General features: G+C 63.1%; 19 protein-coding genes. 4 read left to right on the top strand and 15 right to left on the bottom strand.

All coding sequences use genetic code 11. The annotated features are described in order from the left end of the window. Positions 1-33: 33 nt before the first annotated feature. The 5 genes from AC1DU8_RS01985 to AC1DU8_RS01965 all read right to left on the bottom strand — a co-directional run bounded on the left by AC1DU8_RS01985 (position 34) and on the right by AC1DU8_RS01965 (position 4,730). The gene (locus tag AC1DU8_RS01985) at positions 34-1,035 is read right to left on the bottom strand and encodes an ABC transporter ATP-binding protein (protein WP_477689569.1); all 1,002 of its coding nucleotides are present in this window, start codon (positions 1,033-1,035) and stop codon (positions 34-36) included. A 14-nt stretch (positions 1,036-1,049) separates the two neighbouring features. Beyond that, complete coding sequence (locus tag AC1DU8_RS01980; protein ID WP_457281294.1) at positions 1,050-2,105, bottom strand: carbohydrate ABC transporter permease; 1,056 nt, start codon at positions 2,103-2,105, stop codon at positions 1,050-1,052. Between the two features lie 9 nt (positions 2,106-2,114). Next, entirely contained in the window at positions 2,115-3,104 is a 990-nt protein-coding gene (locus AC1DU8_RS01975) for a carbohydrate ABC transporter permease (RefSeq protein ID WP_457281295.1), read from the bottom strand. Between the two features lie 143 nt (positions 3,105-3,247). Further along, entirely contained in the window at positions 3,248-4,537 is a 1,290-nt protein-coding gene (locus AC1DU8_RS01970; protein ID WP_477726382.1) for an ABC transporter substrate-binding protein, read from the bottom strand. Positions 4,538-4,586: 49 nt separating this feature from the next. Further along, positions 4,587-4,730 (bottom strand): hypothetical protein, encoded by a 144-nt coding sequence (locus AC1DU8_RS01965; protein WP_477726381.1) that lies wholly within the window; start codon positions 4,728-4,730, stop codon positions 4,587-4,589. A 308-nt stretch (positions 4,731-5,038) separates the two neighbouring features. Here AC1DU8_RS01965 and AC1DU8_RS01960 point away from each other — a divergent pair, with 308 nt between their 5' ends. Further along, the gene (locus AC1DU8_RS01960; RefSeq protein ID WP_457281298.1) at positions 5,039-6,067 is read left to right on the top strand and encodes a LacI family DNA-binding transcriptional regulator; all 1,029 of its coding nucleotides are present in this window, start codon (positions 5,039-5,041) and stop codon (positions 6,065-6,067) included. A 508-nt stretch (positions 6,068-6,575) separates the two neighbouring features. Further along, a complete protein-coding gene (fusA, locus tag AC1DU8_RS01955; RefSeq protein WP_457281299.1) occupies positions 6,576-8,606 on the top strand; it encodes an elongation factor G in 2,031 nt (676 codons plus the stop codon). Positions 8,607-8,743: 137 nt separating this feature from the next. On the opposite strand, the gene AC1DU8_RS01950 is transcribed toward fusA, so the two are convergent. The 7 genes from AC1DU8_RS01950 to AC1DU8_RS01920 all read right to left on the bottom strand — a co-directional run bounded on the left by AC1DU8_RS01950 (position 8,744) and on the right by AC1DU8_RS01920 (position 14,989). Further along, on the bottom strand, positions 8,744-9,787 hold the full coding sequence (locus tag AC1DU8_RS01950; RefSeq protein WP_457281300.1) for a hypothetical protein: 1,044 nt from the start codon (positions 9,785-9,787) through the stop codon (positions 8,744-8,746). Next, complete coding sequence (locus AC1DU8_RS01945) at positions 9,784-10,821, bottom strand: hypothetical protein (RefSeq protein ID WP_477726380.1); 1,038 nt, start codon at positions 10,819-10,821, stop codon at positions 9,784-9,786. Before AC1DU8_RS01945 ends, AC1DU8_RS01950 begins: the two co-directional genes overlap by 4 nt. 163 nt (positions 10,822-10,984) lie before the next feature. Further along, positions 10,985-11,146, bottom strand: a complete 162-nt coding sequence (locus tag AC1DU8_RS01940) for a hypothetical protein (protein WP_007863796.1) — start codon at positions 11,144-11,146, stop codon at positions 10,985-10,987. 76 nt (positions 11,147-11,222) lie between these two features. Then, positions 11,223-12,059, bottom strand: a complete 837-nt coding sequence (locus tag AC1DU8_RS01935; protein ID WP_457281302.1) for an amidohydrolase family protein — start codon at positions 12,057-12,059, stop codon at positions 11,223-11,225. Positions 12,060-12,062: 3 nt separating this feature from the next. Continuing rightward, on the bottom strand, positions 12,063-13,091 hold the full coding sequence (locus AC1DU8_RS01930) for a tripartite tricarboxylate transporter substrate binding protein (protein WP_457281303.1): 1,029 nt from the start codon (positions 13,089-13,091) through the stop codon (positions 12,063-12,065). Positions 13,092-13,127: 36 nt separating this feature from the next. Then, on the bottom strand, positions 13,128-13,868 hold the full coding sequence (locus AC1DU8_RS01925) for a GntR family transcriptional regulator (RefSeq protein WP_457281304.1): 741 nt from the start codon (positions 13,866-13,868) through the stop codon (positions 13,128-13,130). Positions 13,869-14,026: 158 nt separating this feature from the next. Beyond that, complete coding sequence (locus AC1DU8_RS01920; protein ID WP_477666511.1) at positions 14,027-14,989, bottom strand: Bug family tripartite tricarboxylate transporter substrate binding protein; 963 nt, start codon at positions 14,987-14,989, stop codon at positions 14,027-14,029. A gap of 259 nt (positions 14,990-15,248) precedes the next feature. On the opposite strand from AC1DU8_RS01920, the gene AC1DU8_RS01915 reads away from it, so the two are divergent. Then, positions 15,249-15,977, top strand: coding sequence for a hypothetical protein (locus tag AC1DU8_RS01915; RefSeq protein WP_477666510.1), 729 nt, complete (start codon positions 15,249-15,251; stop codon positions 15,975-15,977). 23 nt (positions 15,978-16,000) lie between these two features. Here AC1DU8_RS01915 and AC1DU8_RS01910 read toward each other — a convergent pair whose 3' ends face one another. Further along, positions 16,001-16,834, bottom strand: coding sequence for an aldo/keto reductase (locus tag AC1DU8_RS01910; RefSeq protein WP_457281307.1), 834 nt, complete (start codon positions 16,832-16,834; stop codon positions 16,001-16,003). A 156-nt stretch (positions 16,835-16,990) separates the two neighbouring features. On the opposite strand from AC1DU8_RS01910, the gene AC1DU8_RS01905 reads away from it, so the two are divergent. Further along, entirely contained in the window at positions 16,991-17,302 is a 312-nt protein-coding gene (locus AC1DU8_RS01905) for a cupin domain-containing protein (RefSeq protein ID WP_457281308.1), read from the top strand. A gap of 28 nt (positions 17,303-17,330) precedes the next feature. Here AC1DU8_RS01905 and AC1DU8_RS01900 read toward each other — a convergent pair whose 3' ends face one another. Continuing rightward, positions 17,331-18,404, bottom strand: a complete 1,074-nt coding sequence (locus AC1DU8_RS01900) for a DUF6352 family protein (protein ID WP_477666509.1) — start codon at positions 18,402-18,404, stop codon at positions 17,331-17,333. Between the two features lie 12 nt (positions 18,405-18,416). Next, positions 18,417-18,569, bottom strand: a complete 153-nt coding sequence (locus AC1DU8_RS01895) for a hypothetical protein (RefSeq protein ID WP_457281310.1) — start codon at positions 18,567-18,569, stop codon at positions 18,417-18,419. Positions 18,570-18,740 lie beyond the last annotated feature (171 nt).

Genomic DNA, 18,740 nt, shown 5'->3' with positions numbered 1-18,740 from the left:
GGTCGGCTGGTCAATGTTTCGGGTGGCGCAGGTTCAAAGACGCAAGCCGTTCTGGTCGAAGAAATGCAGGTGCTCTGCGGGTGCGGTCACCTTGACGGTGTCGCCGCGCTGGATGTTGGTCTGCCCGCTCAGGATGATTTCAAAAGGCGAATCGGGCACCACGTTGCCATGCAAGATGCTGGTGCTGCCGAGTTGCTCGACCTGCGACACCTTCATCTCCAGCGGACCGTCGTTGGTGAGCTGCGCATGCTCGGGCCGGATGCCCACCGTGCTTGTTCCAGGCTTGGCGCCAGGCATCTGAGCCACCGGCACGAAGTTCATCCGCGGGCTGCCGATGAAGCCGGCCACGAACTGGTTGCAGGGCCGGTTATACAGCTCCAGCGGCGAGCCGACCTGCTCGATGCGGCCGGCGCGCAGCACCACGATCTTGTCGGCCATGGTCATGGCCTCGACCTGGTCGTGTGTCACGTAAATCATGGTCGCGCCAAGCCGGGCATGCAGGTCGCGGATCTCGGCGCGCATCGAAACGCGCAGCTCGGCATCGAGGTTAGACAGCGGTTCGTCGAACAGGAAGAGCTTGGGTTCGCGCACGATGGAGCGGCCTATGGCTACGCGCTGACGCTGGCCGCCGGAGAGCTGGGTGGGCCTGCGCTGCAGCAGCGGCGCGAGCTGCAGCATGGTGGCGGCGGCATTGACCTTGCTCTCGATCACGGCTTTGGCCACGCCCAGGTTTTCCAGGCCGAAAGCCATGTTGTCGTAGACGCTCATGTGCGGGTAGAGCGCGTATGACTGGAACACCATCGAGCAGCCGCGGTGCGCGGCGCTCACGTCATTGACACGCTGGCCGTCGATGCGGATGTCGCCGCCGCTGGCGGGCTCCAGCCCCGAGATGATGCGCAGCAGCGTGGATTTTCCGCAGCCTGAGGGACCGACGAAGACCACAAATTCACCGTCGGAAACGGTCAGGTCCACGCCATGGATGATGGTGGCTTTGTCGAAGGTTTTGACGACGTTGGCGAGTTCAAGAGTGGCCACGGGAAAGTCCTTGGTTATTTGACGCCGGCACTGGCGATGCCAGTGGCGATGTATTTCTGCAGGAAGGCAAAGACCAGGGTGATCGGAATCAAGGTGATCACGGTCATCGCCAGCAGGTAGTGCCACTGCGTGTTGAGTTCACCCTGGAAGGCATTGAGCGCGAGCTGCAAGGTGAAGTGCTCCGACTTGGACAGCACGATCAACGGCCAGAGAAAGTCGTTCCAGCGCCACATGAACGAGAAAATGGCCAGCACCGCCATCGCCGGAGCGGCCAGCGGCAGGATGATCTTCCAGTAGATGCGCCACTCGCTGGCGTTGTCCATGCGCGCGGCCTCCAGCAATTCGTCGGGAATGGTCAGCATGTACTGGCGCAGCAGGAACACGCCCGTCGGCGTGGCCACCGCGGGCAGGATCACGCCCCAGAGGTTGTTCAAGAGGTTCAGCTCCGAGATCACCAGGAAAGCCGGCACCAGGATGATGGTGGGCGGAATCATCAGCGTGGCGATGATCAGCACAAACACCGTCTTCTGCCCGGTGAACTGGTACTTGGACAGCGCGAAGGCCGCCATCGAATTGAACAGCAGCGTGAGGATGGTCGCCACCACGGTGATGAACACGCTGTTCCATAGATAGGTGCCGAAGGCGAACTTGCCGAACAGCTCGGTGTAGTTGCCGCCGGCGAATTTGAGTTCATTCACCGGTTTGCGGTCATTGATGTTCACGCGCAGTTCGGTCTGCGGCGCCGCGGGATCGACCATGGTGGCGACCAGGCCGATGCGGCGCACCTGGGCCAGTTCGCGGATATTGCCCTGTTCGTCCTTGGCACGGAACAGCGGCAGGGGTTTGTCGTATCCGGCCACCACCGCTTCCTTCTGGCTGTAGGGCAGAAAGGTCGGCGGGAACTGGCTCAGCGCGCTTTCGGTCTTGAAGGACGACATCACGAGCCACAGCACCGGGCCGAACATCACGATGAGGCCGGCCAGCAGGTAGGCATAGGAGACCCAGTCGGTCCAATGCAGGCTGGTGCCACCGTATTTGTAGCCCTTGGTGCGGGTGAGGAAATTGGCCATGGCTTTTCCTTACTTCTTGATTTTTCCGGCCTCACCGGCTTTGGACAGCCGCAGTTGCGCGAGCGTCAGGGCCATCAGGCCGGCGGCCAGGATCAGCGAGGCCGCGGCGGCCAGGCCGTAGAGGTGGATCTGTTCGGCGAAACCGGTCTGGTAGATGTATTGCACGATGAAGGTGGTGGCCGAGCCCGGGCCGCCGCCGGTGAGCACAAACACTTCGTCAAAGCTCTGCACCGCGCGGATCATCACCAACACCAGCACCACGATCAGGTTGGGCATGAGCAGGGGCAGCGTGATGCGCCTCAGCACGCGAAACGGCGGTGCAGCGTCCATCTCGGCGGCTTCGTAGACGTCTTTCGGAATGGCCTGCAGGCCGGCCAGCAGAATGAGTGTGTAAAAACCCATGTGAGCCCAGATCGACACCACCACCACCCAGAAGAATGCCCAGTGCCGGTCAAGCAGCCAGTCCATCGGCGAGCCGCCCATGGCCACCAGGCCGGCATTGAACACGCCCTGGCTTTGCAACAGCCATTTCCAGATCAGCGCCACCACCACCGGCGACAGCAGCACCGGGTAGAAGAACACACCGCGCCAGAAGCCGCGGCCTATGATCTTGCGGTTCAGCACCAGGGCCGTCACCAGCGAGAAGAACACCATCAAGGCCACCTGGATCAGGCTGAACTTCACCGTGTTGGCGATGGAACGCCAGAAGATGTCGGTGCGGCAGGTCTGCAGGTCGGTGTAGTCGCGGCATTCAAGCAGGATGGCGAAATTTTCCAGCCCCGTGAAAGGCCGCTGCATGGGCAGTAGATTTACCCCGCCGGTCACCGCATACACCAGGTTCACCACGATAGGTAAAAAGGTGAAGATGCTGATCACCACCAGGTTGGGGCCGACAAAGAGCCAGCCTATGCGCGAGGCGCCCAGCCATTTCTGGCCCAGCCGGAAGACCGGCTCGAACAGGTTGAACAAAAAGCCCAGGAAGGCCGAAAAAACCGACATACCGACTCCGATCTACTGTGCCCAACATGACGCCCTCTGCGCCGTCTTATGCCAGTGACACCGCGGAACTGGCTCCGCCAGGCCGCAGGTGTCGCCCCCTGCAAGGGGGAGGCGCGCACGCAGTGCGCGCCACGGGGGTGCGCCTATTTTTCGGCTTGTTTTACCGCTTCGGCCATGTCGGTGCCGATTTTGGTCACGGCCTCATCCACGCTGATCTCTCCCACGATGGCCTGGGTGACCCGGGTTACGGTCGGCAGCATCAGGGCGCGGTTGTACTTGTAGCCTTGCAGCGCGTAGGCCGGCGGCGCGATGGTGGAGGTGCCGCTGGTGAACACGCCGAGCGCGGCACGCGCCGCTGGGCCGGCGCTCGGGTAGTCCACGCCTTTTTTGGCCACGCCTGCATGGGCCGGAATATTGTTGGTACGGGACGCGAATTCGGCGACATTGGCCTCCTGCGCCATGAAGTCCAGGAAGCGGCCCACTTCTTTCGGCGACTTGGTGGTCTTCAGCGCCACCCAGGCCGCGCCGCCGGGCATACCCGAGCAGGCAGCCGGGCCACAGGGATTGGGCACGGCGACCCAGTCGAAGGCATTGCCGATTTCCTTTTGCATGCGGTTGATCTGCCATGAGCCCGAAAGGATCATCACCACACGGCCGTTCTTGAACTCGCCCACCGCATCGGCATAGCTGGAGCCGCCCGAGCCGCCCCACACATCTTTAAGCATGGTGCCGTCCTTGTGCCAGGCGACGAACTTGCCCACGGCGGCCTTGTAGCCTGCATCCACCGTGAGGTTTCCCTTGGCGTCGAAAATCTTCGCGCCATAGCTCACGGCGGGGCCGGCGAAGCGGTGGCCCGAGCGGTCCCAGGCCATGGCGGCCGGGGTTTGCGTGGCCTTGGCCACCTTGCGCGCTGCATCGGCCCACTCTTCCCAAGTAGCCTTGGGGCCTGGCATGGGTACCTTGGCCTGCTCGAACAAGGTCTTGTTGACGAAGGGGCCGGTCATGGTCATCTGCGAGAGGAAACCGTAGATGCCCTTGTCGCCTGCCTTGTTGCGCATCCAGGGCAAGGTGCTGCCGAAGTTGTCTTCCCAGTACTTGCGGTCCTTCACATGGGCGCTGATGTCGATGTAGTTCTTCGACAGGCCACCGATCTCGGCGACACGCGCGATGTCGGGGCCCTGACCCGCCGCCAGCTGGACGGGCAGCTGCTCGACCACCGTCTTGTAGGGCACGGTGTCGAGGATGACCTTGGCGCCGGGGTTCTGCGCCTCGTAGCGCTTGATGAGGTCGGCGGTCACGTCGCACTCGTTGCCGTCCTGGTAGCACATAACCCGGATTTCGGCGAAGGCGCTGGTGGCCAGCGTGGCGACGGTGGCGCCCAGGAGGCCGGCGCGCGTGGCGTGCCTGGCGAGGGAACGAAGCTGGAAGTTCATGGTTGTCTCTTTCTGGAAAAAGGAAGGTGGGGCCGATCGTTCGCCGGCTTCAGGAATGCGCGTCGGCCCCGGAACGCAGCGCGGCATCCGGTCCACCGCCGGGCAGCATTTCCTCGGTGCGCGGATACGGATCGAGCAGGAGCACCGACAGGGGCTTGCCGGCGCTGTGCGTGCTGCTGGAGATGGAACCCATGTCGTCTTGTGCCGTTGTTTTGCGATCGTGGCTGACTTTGGGCTATTATGGCAAACGTTTGCCAACGCTTGGCAATCGTTTGCCATACTTGTCAGTCACGGCTTTCTCGGTTATATGTTGTCCTGGCACGCACCGATCGCGCCGCCGGTCGGCCATCCGCCGTCGGCCCTTGTTTTCCAAAAATACGACCCATCGATGCTTCGCTTTCCACTCGCCGGACTCTCGCCTCGCCATCCGCATGACCGGCCTTCGCGCCAACCCAATATTCGCTGCGGCGTCCAGACCCGGCAGACCTGCCGCCCGCACCGATGACCGACGACACCCCGCGCAGGCGCAAGGGCGTCGGCCCGGTTTCGCTGAGCGAAGTCGCCGCGCAGGCCGGCGTCTCAATCTCCACCGTCTCGCGCATCGTGAACGGCGAGACCCGGCGGGCTTCGTCGGAAACGCTGGCGCGCGTGCGCGAGGCGATCAAGACCGTGGGCTACCACCCGAACCAGCTGGGGCGCGCGCTGCGCAACCGTGAGAGCCGCCTGGTCGCGATGCTGGCCGCCAACCTCGACAACCCCGTGATGGCCACACTGGCCGCCTCCACCGAGGCCGCGCTGCGCGAGGCCGGCTACACGATGATTCTGTGCGATACGCACGACCGGCCGGAGCTGCAGGACGACTATCTCAACGCCATGCGCTCGCAGGTCGTGCAGGGCTACGTGATGGTCGCGGCTCAGCCCAGTGCCGGCCTGCGCGACTTCGTGGAGCGCGGCGCGCCGATGGTCTTCGTGAGCCGGCGCAGCCCGTTCGGCACCTGCGCCTTCGTGGGGCCGGACAACCTGGCGGCCGGCGCCGCCGCCGCAGACTACCTGCTCGACCGCGGCATCGACGCGCCGGCCGTGGTATTTCCGTCGCGCGGATCGTCCACGACCCGGGAACGCGTGCAGGGCTTCTGCGAGCGGGCCGGCGCCAGAGGCTTGTCAGCCGACCGGATCCGTCGGGTAGAGGCTCCGGGCATCTCGCACCTGGAAATCGGCTACGCCGCCGCGGCCCAGTTCGCGGCGCCCGGTGCCTGGCCGCGTGGCGCGATGTGCATCAGCGACCAGGTCGCCTATGGGCTGCACCGCGTGGCCCGCGAGAGCGGGATCCGGGTGCCCGGCGACTGCGAGCTGGTCGGCATCGACGGCAACCCGATCAATGCCTGGCTCGCCCCGTGGCTCACCTCGGTCGAAATTCCGCACCAGGATTTCGGACCGGTCATCGTGGACCTGATGCTGAGCCTGTGGGGCGGCGAAGCGCCACGCGAACGCCTCATGCCGCACCGCATGGCGGCTGCGCTTGAGACCTGAAACCGGCCAGCCTGCGCGCCTTCAGGAAAGCTTACTTTCTATCCCACGGCTTGAACCGGTTCTGCGGTGCAGGCACAGCATCGCCGGAAGCTTGCCCCTTCTTCGCCAGGTGTTGCGGAGTTGCCCATGCACTCTTTTTCGTCTTGCCATTCCCATCAATGACAGTAATAATCCGACCTCTTATGAATCTCACCAACGTGATCAAGGCAACTTTCGCCACCTGACTTCGCCTTTCGATCGCGTTCGGAAGGCTTGTGCCTTCCGGACAACAAAACCCCGGCAGGCTTTCCCTCCGGGGTTTTGTTTTTTTGGGCTTTAACCATGCGTACCTACGACAAGCTGATTGCCACGATTCCCGACCGCCGGAGCGCAAGCACCGTGCGCCTGGGCTCCGGCCGCAATTTCAACCTTCAACGCTAGCATCCAGGCGAATCCCGCCTGGGCTGGCCTTTGCCAACCAGGCGGCAGCCGCTCGCAAAGCCGAGTGCGGCCGCAAGAAAGATTCACCATGACTGCAAAAACCCACAAGCTCCGCAATATCGGCGTCATCGCCCACGTCGACGCAGGCAAGACCACGACCACCGAACGCATCCTGTTCTACACAGGTGAAAGCCATCGCATCGGCGACGTGAATCACGGCACCACGCGCATGGACTTCGACCCCCAGGAACGCAAGCGCGGCATCACCATCAACAGTGCGGCCATCACCGTTCACTGGAAAGGCGCGCAGATCAATGTCATCGACACGCCCGGACACATCGACTTCAACATCGAGGTGAACAGGTCCTTGCGCGTTCTCGACGGAGCGGTTGTCGTCTTCGACGGCGTGGCCGGCGTGGAGCCGCAAACCGAGACCAACTGGCGCCTTGCGGACAAATACCAAGTGCCCAGGATCGCCTTCATCAACAAGCTTGACCGCGTCGGTTCGGATTTCCAGCGCGTCGTGGCCATGATGAAAGATCGCCTGGGTGTGACGGTCGTTCCGCTGCAACTGCCGATCGGCTCGGAAGGCGACTTCCGCGGCGTGGTCGACCTGGTGGCGATGCGCGCAATGTTCTGGGACAAGGACGATGCGAGCGAGCCTTTCCGCGAGGCGGACATTCCCTCCGACCTGGTGGATCTGGCAGTTCGTACACGCGCCAGCCTGGTCGAACTCGCGGCAGAGCAGGAGGATGCCGCGCTGCAGGCCTACGTCAACGGCGAGGAGATCGAACTCGCCGTGTTGCGCCGCTGCATCCGCAAAGGTGTGCTGACTGGAGCGTTTGTGCCTGCGCTCGGCGGTTCGGCATTCAAGAACCGTGGTGTGGAGCCTCTGCTGGATGCCGTCGTGGACTACCTGCCCGCGCCGGACGATATGGTTCGCGAAGATGGAAAACCGGCTTCCGCCAGTGATCCGCTTGCCGCGCTGGCGTTCAAGGTCACCACGGATGACCATGGCTCGAAGGTCTTCGTGCGTATGTACGGCGGCAGGCTTGGCCGTGGCGACGTCGTGCTCAACGCGACGACCGGCAAGACGGAACGCGTGACGCGGCTCTATGAGGTGCATGCGGACGACCTCATTGAACGCGAGGAACTGGTAGCGGGAGATATTGCCGCCGTTGTGGGTCTCAAGGACACGCTGACGGGCCACACCCTGTGCGATCCGTCTCATCCGGTTCATCTGGAAGAAATCAGCGTTCCAGAGCCGGTGATTCACGTGGCAATAGAACCCAGGACCAGCGGCGACCAGCAAGGCCTCTCCAAGGCACTGCAGGCGATGTTGAGGGAGGACCCGAGCCTGAAGCTCCGGCATGACGCGGAGTCCGGGCAAACAGTCCTCTCCGGCATGGGAGAGCTGCAGCTCGAGGTTTCTATCGAGAAGCTGCGGGCCAAATATGGTGTCGAAGTGTCGGTTGGCCAGCCACAGGTTGCCTACCGGGAAACAATTTCACGAAATGTGGAGGTGAACCATGTTCACAAGAAGCAAAGCGGAGGGCCCGGCCAGTTCGCCGAGGTCAAACTCCTGCTGACGCCTCTGAACCGAGGCGAAGGCATCCGTTTCGACAGCCGTGTTGTCGGCGGCGCTGTGCCGCGGGAATTTATTCCAGCGGTAGAGACCGGCATACGGCGTGCCGCGCTTTCGGGTGTGGTGGCAGGCTATCCCTGTGTCGATTTTTCAGTCACGCTACTGGATGGCGGTTTCCATGAAAGAGACTCGTCGACGGTTGCGTTCGAGTTGGCCGCCATGGCGGCTTTCCGGGAAGGCTTTGCAAAAGCGGGGCCACAGGTCCTGGAACCGGTCATGGCCGTTGAAGTCATCACACCGGTGGATTACCTGGGCGACTGTATTGGCGACCTGAATCGCCGGCGCGGCATGGTGCGCGGGCAAGGCCAGCGCGGCAATGCGGCGTTGATCGAAGCCGATGTGCCTTTGAAGGAGATGTTCGGTTATATCGGTAGCCTGCGCGCGCTGTCTTCGGGCCGCGCGCAGTATTCGATGCAGCTGGCTCACTATGAGGTGATCCCAGCGGTGCAGCTTGCTGCGTTGTTGCAGAACTAAGCGCCTTGGGCGTGGACCTTGTGTTCACGCCCTTTTTTTTGCTCTCACTGGCCCGGTCCGAGGTCACCGGGCAACTGGCCGGCGAAGGTGCAGAGTCGGTGCAGGGCCGCTTCATCGAACACCTCGCGCCGGATGCGTCACGCGCCGGGTTTAGGCCTTTTCCAGATCACGCCGTCCACCAGGTAGTGATGGAAATTCACGGTGAAATGCAAAATGAACACGGCGGGCAAGCCTAGCCAGATCAATTGCCGACCCGCCACCGACAGCGCTTCGTACATCACGGCGCCCAGCACCAGGCATAAGGCAAGGTATTTGGCCGCATTTTTGAATGGGTTCATCAGGCGCTGAAGGTCTTGGCCGTCAAGGGATCGTTGATCGACGGCGCCCGGCAGTTGCGCGTCACGGCGGACATTCTGCAGCCATACAAACTGCAGGTATTGCAGGTTGTGCCAGATATTGACCACCAGCCACCCCGACGTGATGTTCGTGGCCCACAGGTAAGCGACTGCCGTGACAAGCAGGTGCGATGCCACAAACAGGCAATGCCCCGCGTTGAGTTGACCGGCCAGCGCAAGGCGCAGCTGCCGATATCCCCACCATGCGCACACAAACACGGCGACGATGCCTGTTGCGCCTGTCAACGCGGCGTCAACGGATGGAAGATAGATGGGGTAGCCATAAAAGAATTCAGGGGCTGTTGTACACCGATGCATCAAGCCCCAAAGCGGAAAGAGATAGATCAGGCTTTCAGACAAGCGATCAGGGCCCGTTGCCTGCGGGTCGGCCCTTCTGTACGCCCTTGCAATGCCGAACGACTGCCGGGTGACATGGTAGGTCTGCGCAATGAAATACAAGGTAAACAGGCCGCCCAACTCATAGGCCAGCGCGACCATCGTGACCCCGACCAGCACGATGGGCGGCAAACCAAAAATCAGGAACCAGTGCTTTTTGGCTTGGGCTTTGTCAAACCCGATGCGGGTGTAGGTCGCAATGACGTGGGGGCTGGCAAATAGCCAGATGTCGACCAGTACCACCGCTACAAACATCGCGGGTGAGATCGTCGCCAAAGCGCCCAGGACCAGCGCGATGCCGGCGGTGCCAAAGAGGAACAGCCTGTCAAACCACGGATCGTAGAGAAGCGGGCCGTGATTGGCGGTACCGACCGGCCAGCGCAGGCTCATGTCACCGGCAGAATAATGGGAGGTGGCCGCGCTGAGCCGGGAGGAACGAATTTTGGCGGCCGGACGAACTGGGTTCTCGGCCGAAGATTGCGTTCCGTCGTCGCCTTGATCTGCTCGTATGCGCTGTTGAGGCCGGCCTCAAACCGCGAAGCCAGCGTCAGCCTGCCGGGCATGGCAGACAAACCAGCGGGGGGCAATGTCTGGTAGGGGTCATACGACGGCCTGGCTTCACAAGGGTAGCAAAGCCCATCGGCATCAAACTGGCTTCGGAATTGAATGGAATAGACCACCCCACCGGGTTTATCGCTGTCGATGGGAAATGAAAAATCCACAACAGAATCAGAGGCATCGGCGGCAGGATTGCTGTCGCGCAACAGGATGAAACCGGAATCAGTGAAGGCGCGGACCCACTCCCGCTTCAGATCCGGCAGTTTGACCTTGACGTAGGAGTTGTCGTAAGTCCAGCGATTACGCTCTCCGCCCCATGCGTTTTTGTAATCAAACCCGCGCTGGGGATCCAGGTAGTTCAGGGATTTGTTTTTGATGGACGAATACGCTTGGTCGATGTCCGGGTAGAGCCTGCTGCTCAGATCGTACTGGACCATCCATGGAAATTTCCCGATGTCCGTTTCGTCCTGTATTTTTCCCCATCGCAAAAAACAGTTCATGCACCGGCCATTGACAACGGTGCCGTCTACCTTGAATCCAAAAATCACAACGCCGTATTTGCCATTCTTGTCCACGGGATAAGAAAACCGGAAGACCGTGGCGCTGTCTGCGTCTTTTTTGGCGGCAAGCAGGGTGAAGCCGGATTCCACAAACGAATCAATCAGGATTTGATTCAAATCCTGCACTTTGATGCTTTTGTAGATCGCCATCGGGAATGCGTTCGGCGTTCCTATCTGCCTTGTTGCAATCGGGTTTGCAAGCGGCTGGGCGCTTGAAATGGACAAACATCCCAACCCCAGGATCAATGCCAGGAAAACCGCCATTCTGGACAACATTTTTCGGTACCCCCCGTTGACGTTATCCATGGATTAAACATCATGGCCGTCTTCCACCAAGGGAGTTCTTATCCGGATCGGATGCCGCATCGAACCCAATTCACCGACCTCCCAGCCATTTTGGCCATGAAAAAAGCGCCTGAAGAGGCGCTTTTTTCATGAATGCAGCCTGGGGCCGCATCGGCAGACCGGCTCAACCCTGGTGAGGGCGCTTGCCTGGGTTCTTTTTGCTGCGGGTGTGCGAACCGCGCTCCAGGCTGATCTTCTGGCCGCGGCCGGTCGTGATCGTGTAGCCCTTGGGAGGGACTGGCTTGGGGGCGCAGATGTCGGCTTCGACTCTGATTTTCTTGGGCATGGAAGACTCCGGGTTAAAAATGGCGTAGCCCGTGATTTTAAGCCACTCCGGGGCTGCAGGGCTCCCGCCGGGCTTATTAGGCGTACAAGGCGGCCGGCGCCTGCTCCCGGACGCACTGTGTTTGGGCCGCCGCCAGCGTGCGCGCCACGGGCTCCCAGGTGCTGGCATAGGCGGGGAGCGCGTCGGGTGCAAAGGCGGTGTGCGGCCAGTCGGAGCCCCAGACCATGCGCCGCCCGAACAGCCCCGCGACCTTGCGGATGGTCTCGTCTAGCGTCTCATACGGCGCCTGCGCCCCCAGGCGGTACCAGCCCGAGAGCTTGACCCAGGCGCCCTGGTCGGCGAGCTGCTCCAGCGCCAGCCAGGCCGGGTGATCCGGAGGAACGCCGGCGTACATGCCGGCGAGGTGGTCCAACACCGCCGGTACCGGGCTGGCCGCATGCAGGGCCGCGATCACGGGCAGGTCTTGCGGTGCCGCATACCACTGCACATGCCAGCCCAGCGCACGCAGGCGCGGCGCCAGGGCCTGGAAGCTGTCCCGGGCGCCGTCACCCTCCCCGGCCTTGAGGCTGTCCCCGACGGGAGACACCAGATTAAAGCGCACGCCACGCACGCCGAGCGCATGCATGGCCTGCAGTGCCGCATCGTCGATGGAAGGCGGCAGCACCACCACACCGCGATGTCGCCCGCCACCGACACGCAAGGTGTCCAGCAACACTGTGTTGTCGGTGCCATAAACGCTGGGCTGCACCAGCACCAGGTGGCCGAAGCCATGGCTTTGGGCCAGTTGCTCGATGTCCGCCAGCGGCCGGTGCGCGGGCTGGTAATGGCCCGGCGCGACAGCCGCAGCGGCGTCAAAGACGTGGACGTGGCTGTCCCAGCCGGGCGCCACCGGGTCAGGCGTGGAACTCTGCACCGCTTAACCCGTGGTGATCTTGCGGTCTTTGATGATGCGGCCCCATTTGAGCTGCTGGGCTTTGAGGAAAGCCTGGGTCAGCGCTTCGGGGCCCTCAGGGAAGGCTTCGCCGCTCAGGCTGCGGATGCGGCCCAGCACTTCGGGGTCGGCCATGGTCTTTCGGATGGCGGCGACCAGCGCGGCTTTGGACTTGGCGTCTATGCCGGCGGGCGCCAGCACCGGATTCCACTCGAGCACCTCATAAGCCGGCACGCCGGCTTCTTCCATGGTCGGCATGTCGGGCAGCGAGCGCGTGCGGCGCCGGCTGGTCACCGCCAGCGGGCGCAGCCGGCCCGACTGGATCTGTCCCAGCGAGGAGGCCACGTTGGCGAAGAAGAGCGGCACCTGGCCGGCCATCACGTCGTTCATGGCCGGGCCGCCGCCGCGGTAGGGCACGTGCACCAGCTTGACGCCGGCCAGGTCTTCAAACAGCGCGCCAGCCAGGTGCTGGGCCGAGCCGTTGCCGGAGGAGGCATAGGCGATCTGCCCGGGTTTGGCCTTGGCCAGGCGTATCAGGTCCTTGACGCTTTTGGCTTCAAAACCGGGCGTGCACACCAGCACGTTGGGGAACTGCGCCAACACGGCCAGAGGCGCGAAAGCCGTGTCGGTGTCGTAGGGTAACTTGGGGTAAAGCGCGGGATTGACGGCGAAGGACGAGGCATCGACCAGCAACTGCGTACCGTCGGGCACGGCGCGCGCCACCTGCGTCGCGGCGATCTGGCCGCCGGCGCCGGGCTTGTTGTCGACCAGCACGGGCTGGCCCAGGAACTCCGCCATGCGCGGTGCGATCAACCGCGCCATCAGATCGGCGCCGCCGCCCGCGGCATAAGACACGACCAGCGTGATCGGCTTGCCACCGGCGATCTGGCCCGCGGCATGAGCGGCAAAGGTCCAGGGTGCAGCGACGGCCGCGCCCGCGGCCTGCAGCACGAGGCGGCGCGAACGGTTCAGCGGCTGCGCGGCATTTGAAGGGTTGTTGCTTGGGTGTGGCATGGTTTTCTCCAGTTCCAGGGTGTGTTCAGGGTGTGTTCAGGTGATGGTGACGGTGTAGTGAAAGGCGTGGGCGTCGCCCCGCGTGTAGCGCACTTCGACGCAATGGCCGGCAAGGTCGTAGGCGCAGCGCGTGACCAGCGCACAGGGATGGCCGGCCGACAGGGCCAGGTGGCCGGCCTGCGCCGCCGTCAACGCGCCGAAGCCGATTTCATCGACCGCGCGGGCCACGTGCACGCCGCAGCGTTCGGCAAACATCGGGTAGAGCAGGTCGCCCCAGCTGTCGGTATCGCTCTCGGCGAGCTCGGCAAACAGGGCCGGGGGCAGCCAGATTTCCTCGTAAACACAGGGCTGGCCAGAGAGCGAGCGCACGCGTTGCAGCCGCAGCGCCGTATCGCCGCGTGCAAGGCCGAGGCGCCGCGCCACCTCGGCGGGTGCGACCAGCAGCCGGCGCGAGACGATGTGCGAGGCTGGCACTTCACCCGTGCCCTCGCCGAAGCGGAAAAACCGCATCATGGTGCCGCCCGTCATGCCGGCACGCACAAAGGTGCCGCGGCCGTGGATGCGTTCGATCAATCCCTGGTCGGCCAGGAGTTCCAGCGCGCGGCGCAGCGTGCCCAAGGCCACGCCGTGCTCGGCGGCCAGGGTCTGCTCGGCCGGCAAGGCGCTGCCCGGCGGCCACTCGCCCGCCACCACGCGCGCGCGCATAGCGGCGGCCAGGGCGGCATAACGGCTTTGGCCCGGTTCGGCGGGGACCACAGTGAGGGTGGGCTTATGCATAATTGATCTAGTCCTATAGATGACTAGATCATGTCATGCGTCCCCGCATCTGTTCTCAGGGTTTTCACGTAGTTTTCGGGACCAGGAGCGGCCTTCTCCGAAAAAAAAAAGCGGCGCCCATCAGGGCGCCGCCTCTTTGCGGAGAAGCAGCGAACCACTTACTCGATGGTCGCGCCGGAAGCCTGCACAATGCCCTTCCATTTGAGGTAGTCGCTCTTGAGCAACGCGGAGAACTGCTCGGGCGTCATGTTTTGTACCTCAGCGCCTTGCGCGTGAATGGCCGCCTTCATTTCGGGTGTGGCCAGCAGCTTGTTGACCTCGGCATTGACCGTGGCAACGATGTCTTTGGACGTGCCGGCCGGCATGAAGAGGCCATACCAGGTGCTGACGTCAAAATCCTTGTAGCCCAGTTCGGCCACCGTGGGCACATCCGGCAGCGAGGTGCTGCGGCGGGCCGAGGTGACGGCCAGCGGGCGCAGCTTGCCCGATTTGATCTGGGCGATGGCCGAGGGCAGCGAGGACACCATGAGGTCCACATTGCCCGCCAGCACATCCATCATGGCCGGGTTGGAACCCTTGTAGGGCACGTGGCGCAGCTTGATGTTGGCCGCGCCGTTAAAAATCTCGCCCGCCAGATGGATGGTCGTGCCGTTGCCGGGCGAACCGTAGGTGATGGAGTCAGGCGCAGCTTTGGCTGCCGCCACCACGTCGGCCAGCGTCTTGAAGCGCGACTGCACGCCCGTGACGATCACGACCGGCGTGTAGGCGACGTGGGCCACTGCCACCAAATCCCTGGTCGGGTCGTAGCTCAGGTTTTTGTACAGCCAGGGGGCAACAACCAGGTTGTCCTTCTGGCCCATGACCATGTCATAGCCCGTGGGCGCTGCGCGTACGGCCTCTGCAATGCCGATGGTGCCGCCGGCGCCGCCGCGGTTATCGGGCACCACGGTCCACTTGCTGGCCTCCGCCAGTTTGGTGGCCACCAGGCGTGACAGGATGTCGGTGCCGCCGCCGGGCGGGAACGGAACGATCAGGCGGATCGGCTTGGCCGGGTATGTTTGGGCCTGCGCGGCACAGAGCACGAGCGCGAGGGCAATGAACGACAAAAACTTGCGAAGCATGGGGGAAGGTCTCCTTATGGGGCTTGCCAAGCATAAGGCGAATGAAAAAGACGCACTCGCTTGCAGCCGGTTTGACCTTCAATTTTATTCGCCGGCCTGTCTATACAACATGGCGGTGTAGCGAGGCCGGACCGTGATCCGCGGGGTCCGGCGTCTCGATCGGCGATGCCCTGGGCGGGCTGCAGCGCCTGCCATGCACCACCAGCGCCCCCGCAAGCGCCGCTTATGATCAGCCCTTTAAAAAATAAGAGGGCCTTGCATGTCATCAAACTCTTCTGCCGCGCCGTCCATGGTGCGCACCGGCGCCAAAGCCGGTGTGGCGTTTGCCAGTTCTGTCGCCATGGGAGGTTTGCTGGCTTTCCTGCTGGGCGGTGGCGTGTTCTTCTTCTACCTGAGCCGGCTGTCCGGCCCTGGCATGCCCGCCGCTGCGCATGCAGGCGGCGCCGGCGCCATCCTCGCCTTGCTGTTTTCACCGCCCTTGCTGGTCAGCATGCTGCTGCTGGCCTTTGTTCCGATTTACCTGATGCTGGGCGTGGCGCGTGGCCGCAGCCGGGCCATACAACAAGTCGTGACGGGTCATGGAGAGGCCATGTCGCAGCGATTGACAGACGCGATTGCCGGACGTATCGAGGCCATGCCGCGAACCAAGGGTGCACTCGAACGGGTGTCAGAGATGCTGTCGGCCGATGCCATTGGTCAGCAATTGGCGCCCGTGCTGGGCCAGGGACGCGCCGTGCGCGGCATGATCAATTTCGTGGTGAACCGCCTGCCGCTGGCTGATGTACTGGCGCAATGGCAGCAGGCCCGCGCCGCCGAGGCCGCACCTGCGCCAGCACCAGGTTCGCCTGACCCGGTGTTGCGCACTCTGCTCGCGCAGCGTATTGGCCAGACGCTTCAGGATGCCGCTACGCCTTCCCGCAAGCCGCTCTACATCGCCATGGCCGTCCAGGCGGCCTTGCTGGCAGCAGGGATGTGGCTGACGCGTTGACACGCGTTGACCCCTGGAAAGGTCTAGATCATCTCCAGCGAGGTGGCGCGGGAAGGCGGCTTGAACAACACATCCAGTGCAGCCAGTTGTTCATCGCTGAGCCGGATTTGCGCCGCCGCGGCGTTCTCGCGCAGCCGTTCCGGATGGCCCGTTTTGGGAATGGCGATGACGCCGTCCTGCGCCAGCACCCAGGCCAGCGCCGCCTGGGCGGGTTGCATGCCGTGGCGCACGGCGAAGCCGGTCAGGCCTGCATGGCGCAGAAGGCGCGCCTGCTCGATCGGTGAATACGCCATGACCGGCACGCTGCATTCGCGCAGCCAGGGCAGCAGATCCCACTCAATGCCGCGGCGCGTGAGGTTGTACAGCAGCTGGTTGGTTTGCACGCCCTGACCGCCGGGCACTTGCCACAGCTCCTGCATGTCGGAGAGGTCAAGGTTGCTCACGCCGTAATGACGTATCTTGCCGGCCTTTTGCAGCGCCATCAAAGCCTGCATGGTTTCGGCCAGCGGAACCGAACCCCGCCAGTGCAACAGATAAAGATCGATGCGGTCAGTGCGCAAACGGCGCAGGCTGCGCTCGCACGCGGCCACTGTTCCCGCCTTTGAGGCATTGTGCGGATACACCTTGGTGACGATAAAGGCTTCGTCACGCCTTCCCTGCAGCGCCTCGCCAACGAGTTCTTCGGCCAGCCCCTCACCGTACATTTCCGCGGTATCAACCAGCGTACAGCCCAGGTCCAGGCCCAGCTGCAGAGTCGCGAGTTCGTCGGCGCGCCGCGCCGGCACGTCGCCCATGTTCCAGGTGCCCATGCCCAGGGCGGGAACGGCTTCGCCGCAGGGAAGCAATACGCTTTTCATGCAAAGCATCTTAGCGCCGCGCAGTCCCGAACGGCGCATTTCAGTGATGCGGATACGGAATCAATGGCCCCCGAAGAATTCATGGTTCCGCCGGCCCCGCGACGTAGCATGGCGGAGCTTTCACTGCGCCAGCGCGCTCACCTGATGGAGACCGACATGAAGATCATCCGAAGCAAGGATTTCACCGCAGCACGCGCCTGGGGCGCGGTGACGGTAGCCAACATGCAGGGCATCACCACCCGGCTGCACTGGACCGACAAACCCTACAAATGGCATATCAACGAGGGCGAAGAAGTGTTTGCGGTGCTCGATGGCCGCGTGGAAATGCGCTACCGCGACAACTGCGGGCAATGCTCCGTGATGCTGGAAACCGGCGACATCTTTTTCGCGAGCGTGGGCACCGAGCATGTCGCCTCACCGGTGGGCGAGGCCCGCGTGCTGGTGGTGGAAGTGGAGGGCAGCGACTGAAACGATCCGGCTTGATCCGCGCACGCCCCTAGGACGCTGCAGGCAGCAGCGGCAGGTTCACCAGCAGGTTTTGCGGCTTGAGCCTCACCACCCCGTCGGCGTTCATCATCAATCCCAGGTACACCGGCTTGCCCGCCACATCGCTGCGCATTTCCCGCGTGTCCACAAATTCCAGCCGGAACAGGCTGACCAGGCGCTGCAGCCGGTCGGGCGCAACGTCCATTCCCTCATACAGGTCATTGAGCAAGGCTGTGGACTCCACGTCCAGCCCTACATGCCAGCGCCAGGCTTCATCGTCCACTTTCTGCACCGGCCGGATGGTGACTTCAACGCCGAGAAAATGCTTCACCCACTTCTGCAACACGCTTGCCAGCGCCTTGAGGCCTGAGCGGGCGCGCACCATGGTGAAGACCAGGCCGTGGCTCAGGTCGTTGCTGACCTCATGCGTCAGGTCCAGCAGAAAACGGTGGCGGCCCGGCTGCTGCCAATACGTGAAAACGTTATCGTCATTGAGCACCTGCAGTTCAACCACGGGCACCGGCGCCTTGGCCTCCGCCAGGAAGCGGCCGAAGTCGCCCACACCGCCGGTCTCATTGAACATGTCGATCACTTCCTGGTCGCCGCTTAGCACCTGGCCGTCCTGCGTACTGATGCGCTGGGGGCGAAACAGTATTTCGGCGGCGCGCACTTCATATGCGTCGGTGGAACCCTGCAACACATTGTGGACAACCGCCTGGGCAATCAGGTCGATGAACAACGGCGGTATGTCGATGCGGCCCGTTCCGTCTCGCGGGAACAGGCCCAGGTAGTACGCCTCCAGCGTGCCGGCGGCGAGCAGTCCATCGCGAAAGCGCAAAAACAGGTTGTAGTTGTCACGCGCATCCGCATCTTGCAGGGCCGCCAATTCGGCGGGCTCTACCGGTCGGGAGGGTGCAGCCACCAGCGCGGCGTGCAGGGCACGTTCGGCATCGCATGACTCGGCCACCGGCGCGAGTTCGGGCCGCGCGAGGAAGAGCCGCAGATAGTCGTCGGAGGGTGCGAGCCAGCCGCGTGCGTTGCGCTGGAGCCGGGAAAAGCCGCTGGAAGGCCAGAAATCTTGCATGGGGCAATCGTCTCATATTGCACGCGCCATTTTTTCGCCGCAGTCCTGTCGCTCCTTTTTTGATAGCTGCTTGCGCCCATCTGCATTGGCCTGCAGACATTTTTCTCTAACAAAAGTGTCATTAACAGAACGATCGGCCGCTGCAGGCATTACATCCCGTTTCATTCCAGCCTTCTGTTTCGCAATCTTTACCGCCTGTTAGCACTCCATCCATCGTCACGCACGTTGTACTGGGTAAGGTCTCCTCATCAGGCGGCGATCACGATGCGATCACGACGGTTACGTCAGCCCGCCTTCCAGTCCATCCATGTCCCGCAAGACAGGAAGAGAGCGTTC

The organism is Polaromonas sp. P3_A5 (assembly GCF_056403055.1).
The sequence above is the reverse complement of the archived record's forward strand: the minus strand, read 5'-3'. Positions and strand labels throughout refer to the sequence as shown.

Excerpts from the sequence above, each read along its gene's own strand:
- AC1DU8_RS01980 (WP_457281294.1), bottom strand. The coding sequence starts at position 2,105 with ATGGCCAATTTCCTCACCCGCACCAAGGGCTACAAATACGGTGGCACC.
- AC1DU8_RS01975 (WP_457281295.1), bottom strand. The coding sequence starts at position 3,104 with ATGTCGGTTTTTTCGGCCTTCCTGGGCTTTTTGTTCAACCTGTTCGAG.
- AC1DU8_RS01970 (WP_477726382.1), bottom strand. The coding sequence starts at position 4,537 with ATGAACTTCCAGCTTCGTTCCCTCGCCAGGCACGCCACGCGCGCCGGC.
- AC1DU8_RS01965 (WP_477726381.1), bottom strand. The coding sequence starts at position 4,730 with ATGGGTTCCATCTCCAGCAGCACGCACAGCGCCGGCAAGCCCCTGTCG.
- AC1DU8_RS01960 (WP_457281298.1), top strand. The coding sequence starts at position 5,039 with ATGACCGACGACACCCCGCGCAGGCGCAAGGGCGTCGGCCCGGTTTCG.
- fusA (WP_457281299.1), top strand. The coding sequence starts at position 6,576 with ATGACTGCAAAAACCCACAAGCTCCGCAATATCGGCGTCATCGCCCAC.
- AC1DU8_RS01950 (WP_457281300.1), bottom strand. The coding sequence starts at position 9,787 with ATGAGCCTGCGCTGGCCGGTCGGTACCGCCAATCACGGCCCGCTTCTC.
- AC1DU8_RS01945 (WP_477726380.1), bottom strand. The coding sequence starts at position 10,821 with ATGGATAACGTCAACGGGGGGTACCGAAAAATGTTGTCCAGAATGGCG.
- AC1DU8_RS01940 (WP_007863796.1), bottom strand. The coding sequence starts at position 11,146 with ATGCCCAAGAAAATCAGAGTCGAAGCCGACATCTGCGCCCCCAAGCCA.
- AC1DU8_RS01930 (WP_457281303.1), bottom strand. The coding sequence starts at position 13,091 with ATGCCACACCCAAGCAACAACCCTTCAAATGCCGCGCAGCCGCTGAAC.
- AC1DU8_RS01925 (WP_457281304.1), bottom strand. The coding sequence starts at position 13,868 with ATGCATAAGCCCACCCTCACTGTGGTCCCCGCCGAACCGGGCCAAAGC.
- AC1DU8_RS01920 (WP_477666511.1), bottom strand. The coding sequence starts at position 14,989 with ATGCTTCGCAAGTTTTTGTCGTTCATTGCCCTCGCGCTCGTGCTCTGT.
- AC1DU8_RS01915 (WP_477666510.1), top strand. The coding sequence starts at position 15,249 with ATGTCATCAAACTCTTCTGCCGCGCCGTCCATGGTGCGCACCGGCGCC.
- AC1DU8_RS01910 (WP_457281307.1), bottom strand. The coding sequence starts at position 16,834 with ATGAAAAGCGTATTGCTTCCCTGCGGCGAAGCCGTTCCCGCCCTGGGC.
- AC1DU8_RS01905 (WP_457281308.1), top strand. The coding sequence starts at position 16,991 with ATGAAGATCATCCGAAGCAAGGATTTCACCGCAGCACGCGCCTGGGGC.
- AC1DU8_RS01900 (WP_477666509.1), bottom strand. The coding sequence starts at position 18,404 with ATGCAAGATTTCTGGCCTTCCAGCGGCTTTTCCCGGCTCCAGCGCAAC.
- AC1DU8_RS01895 (WP_457281310.1), bottom strand. The coding sequence starts at position 18,569 with ATGAAACGGGATGTAATGCCTGCAGCGGCCGATCGTTCTGTTAATGAC.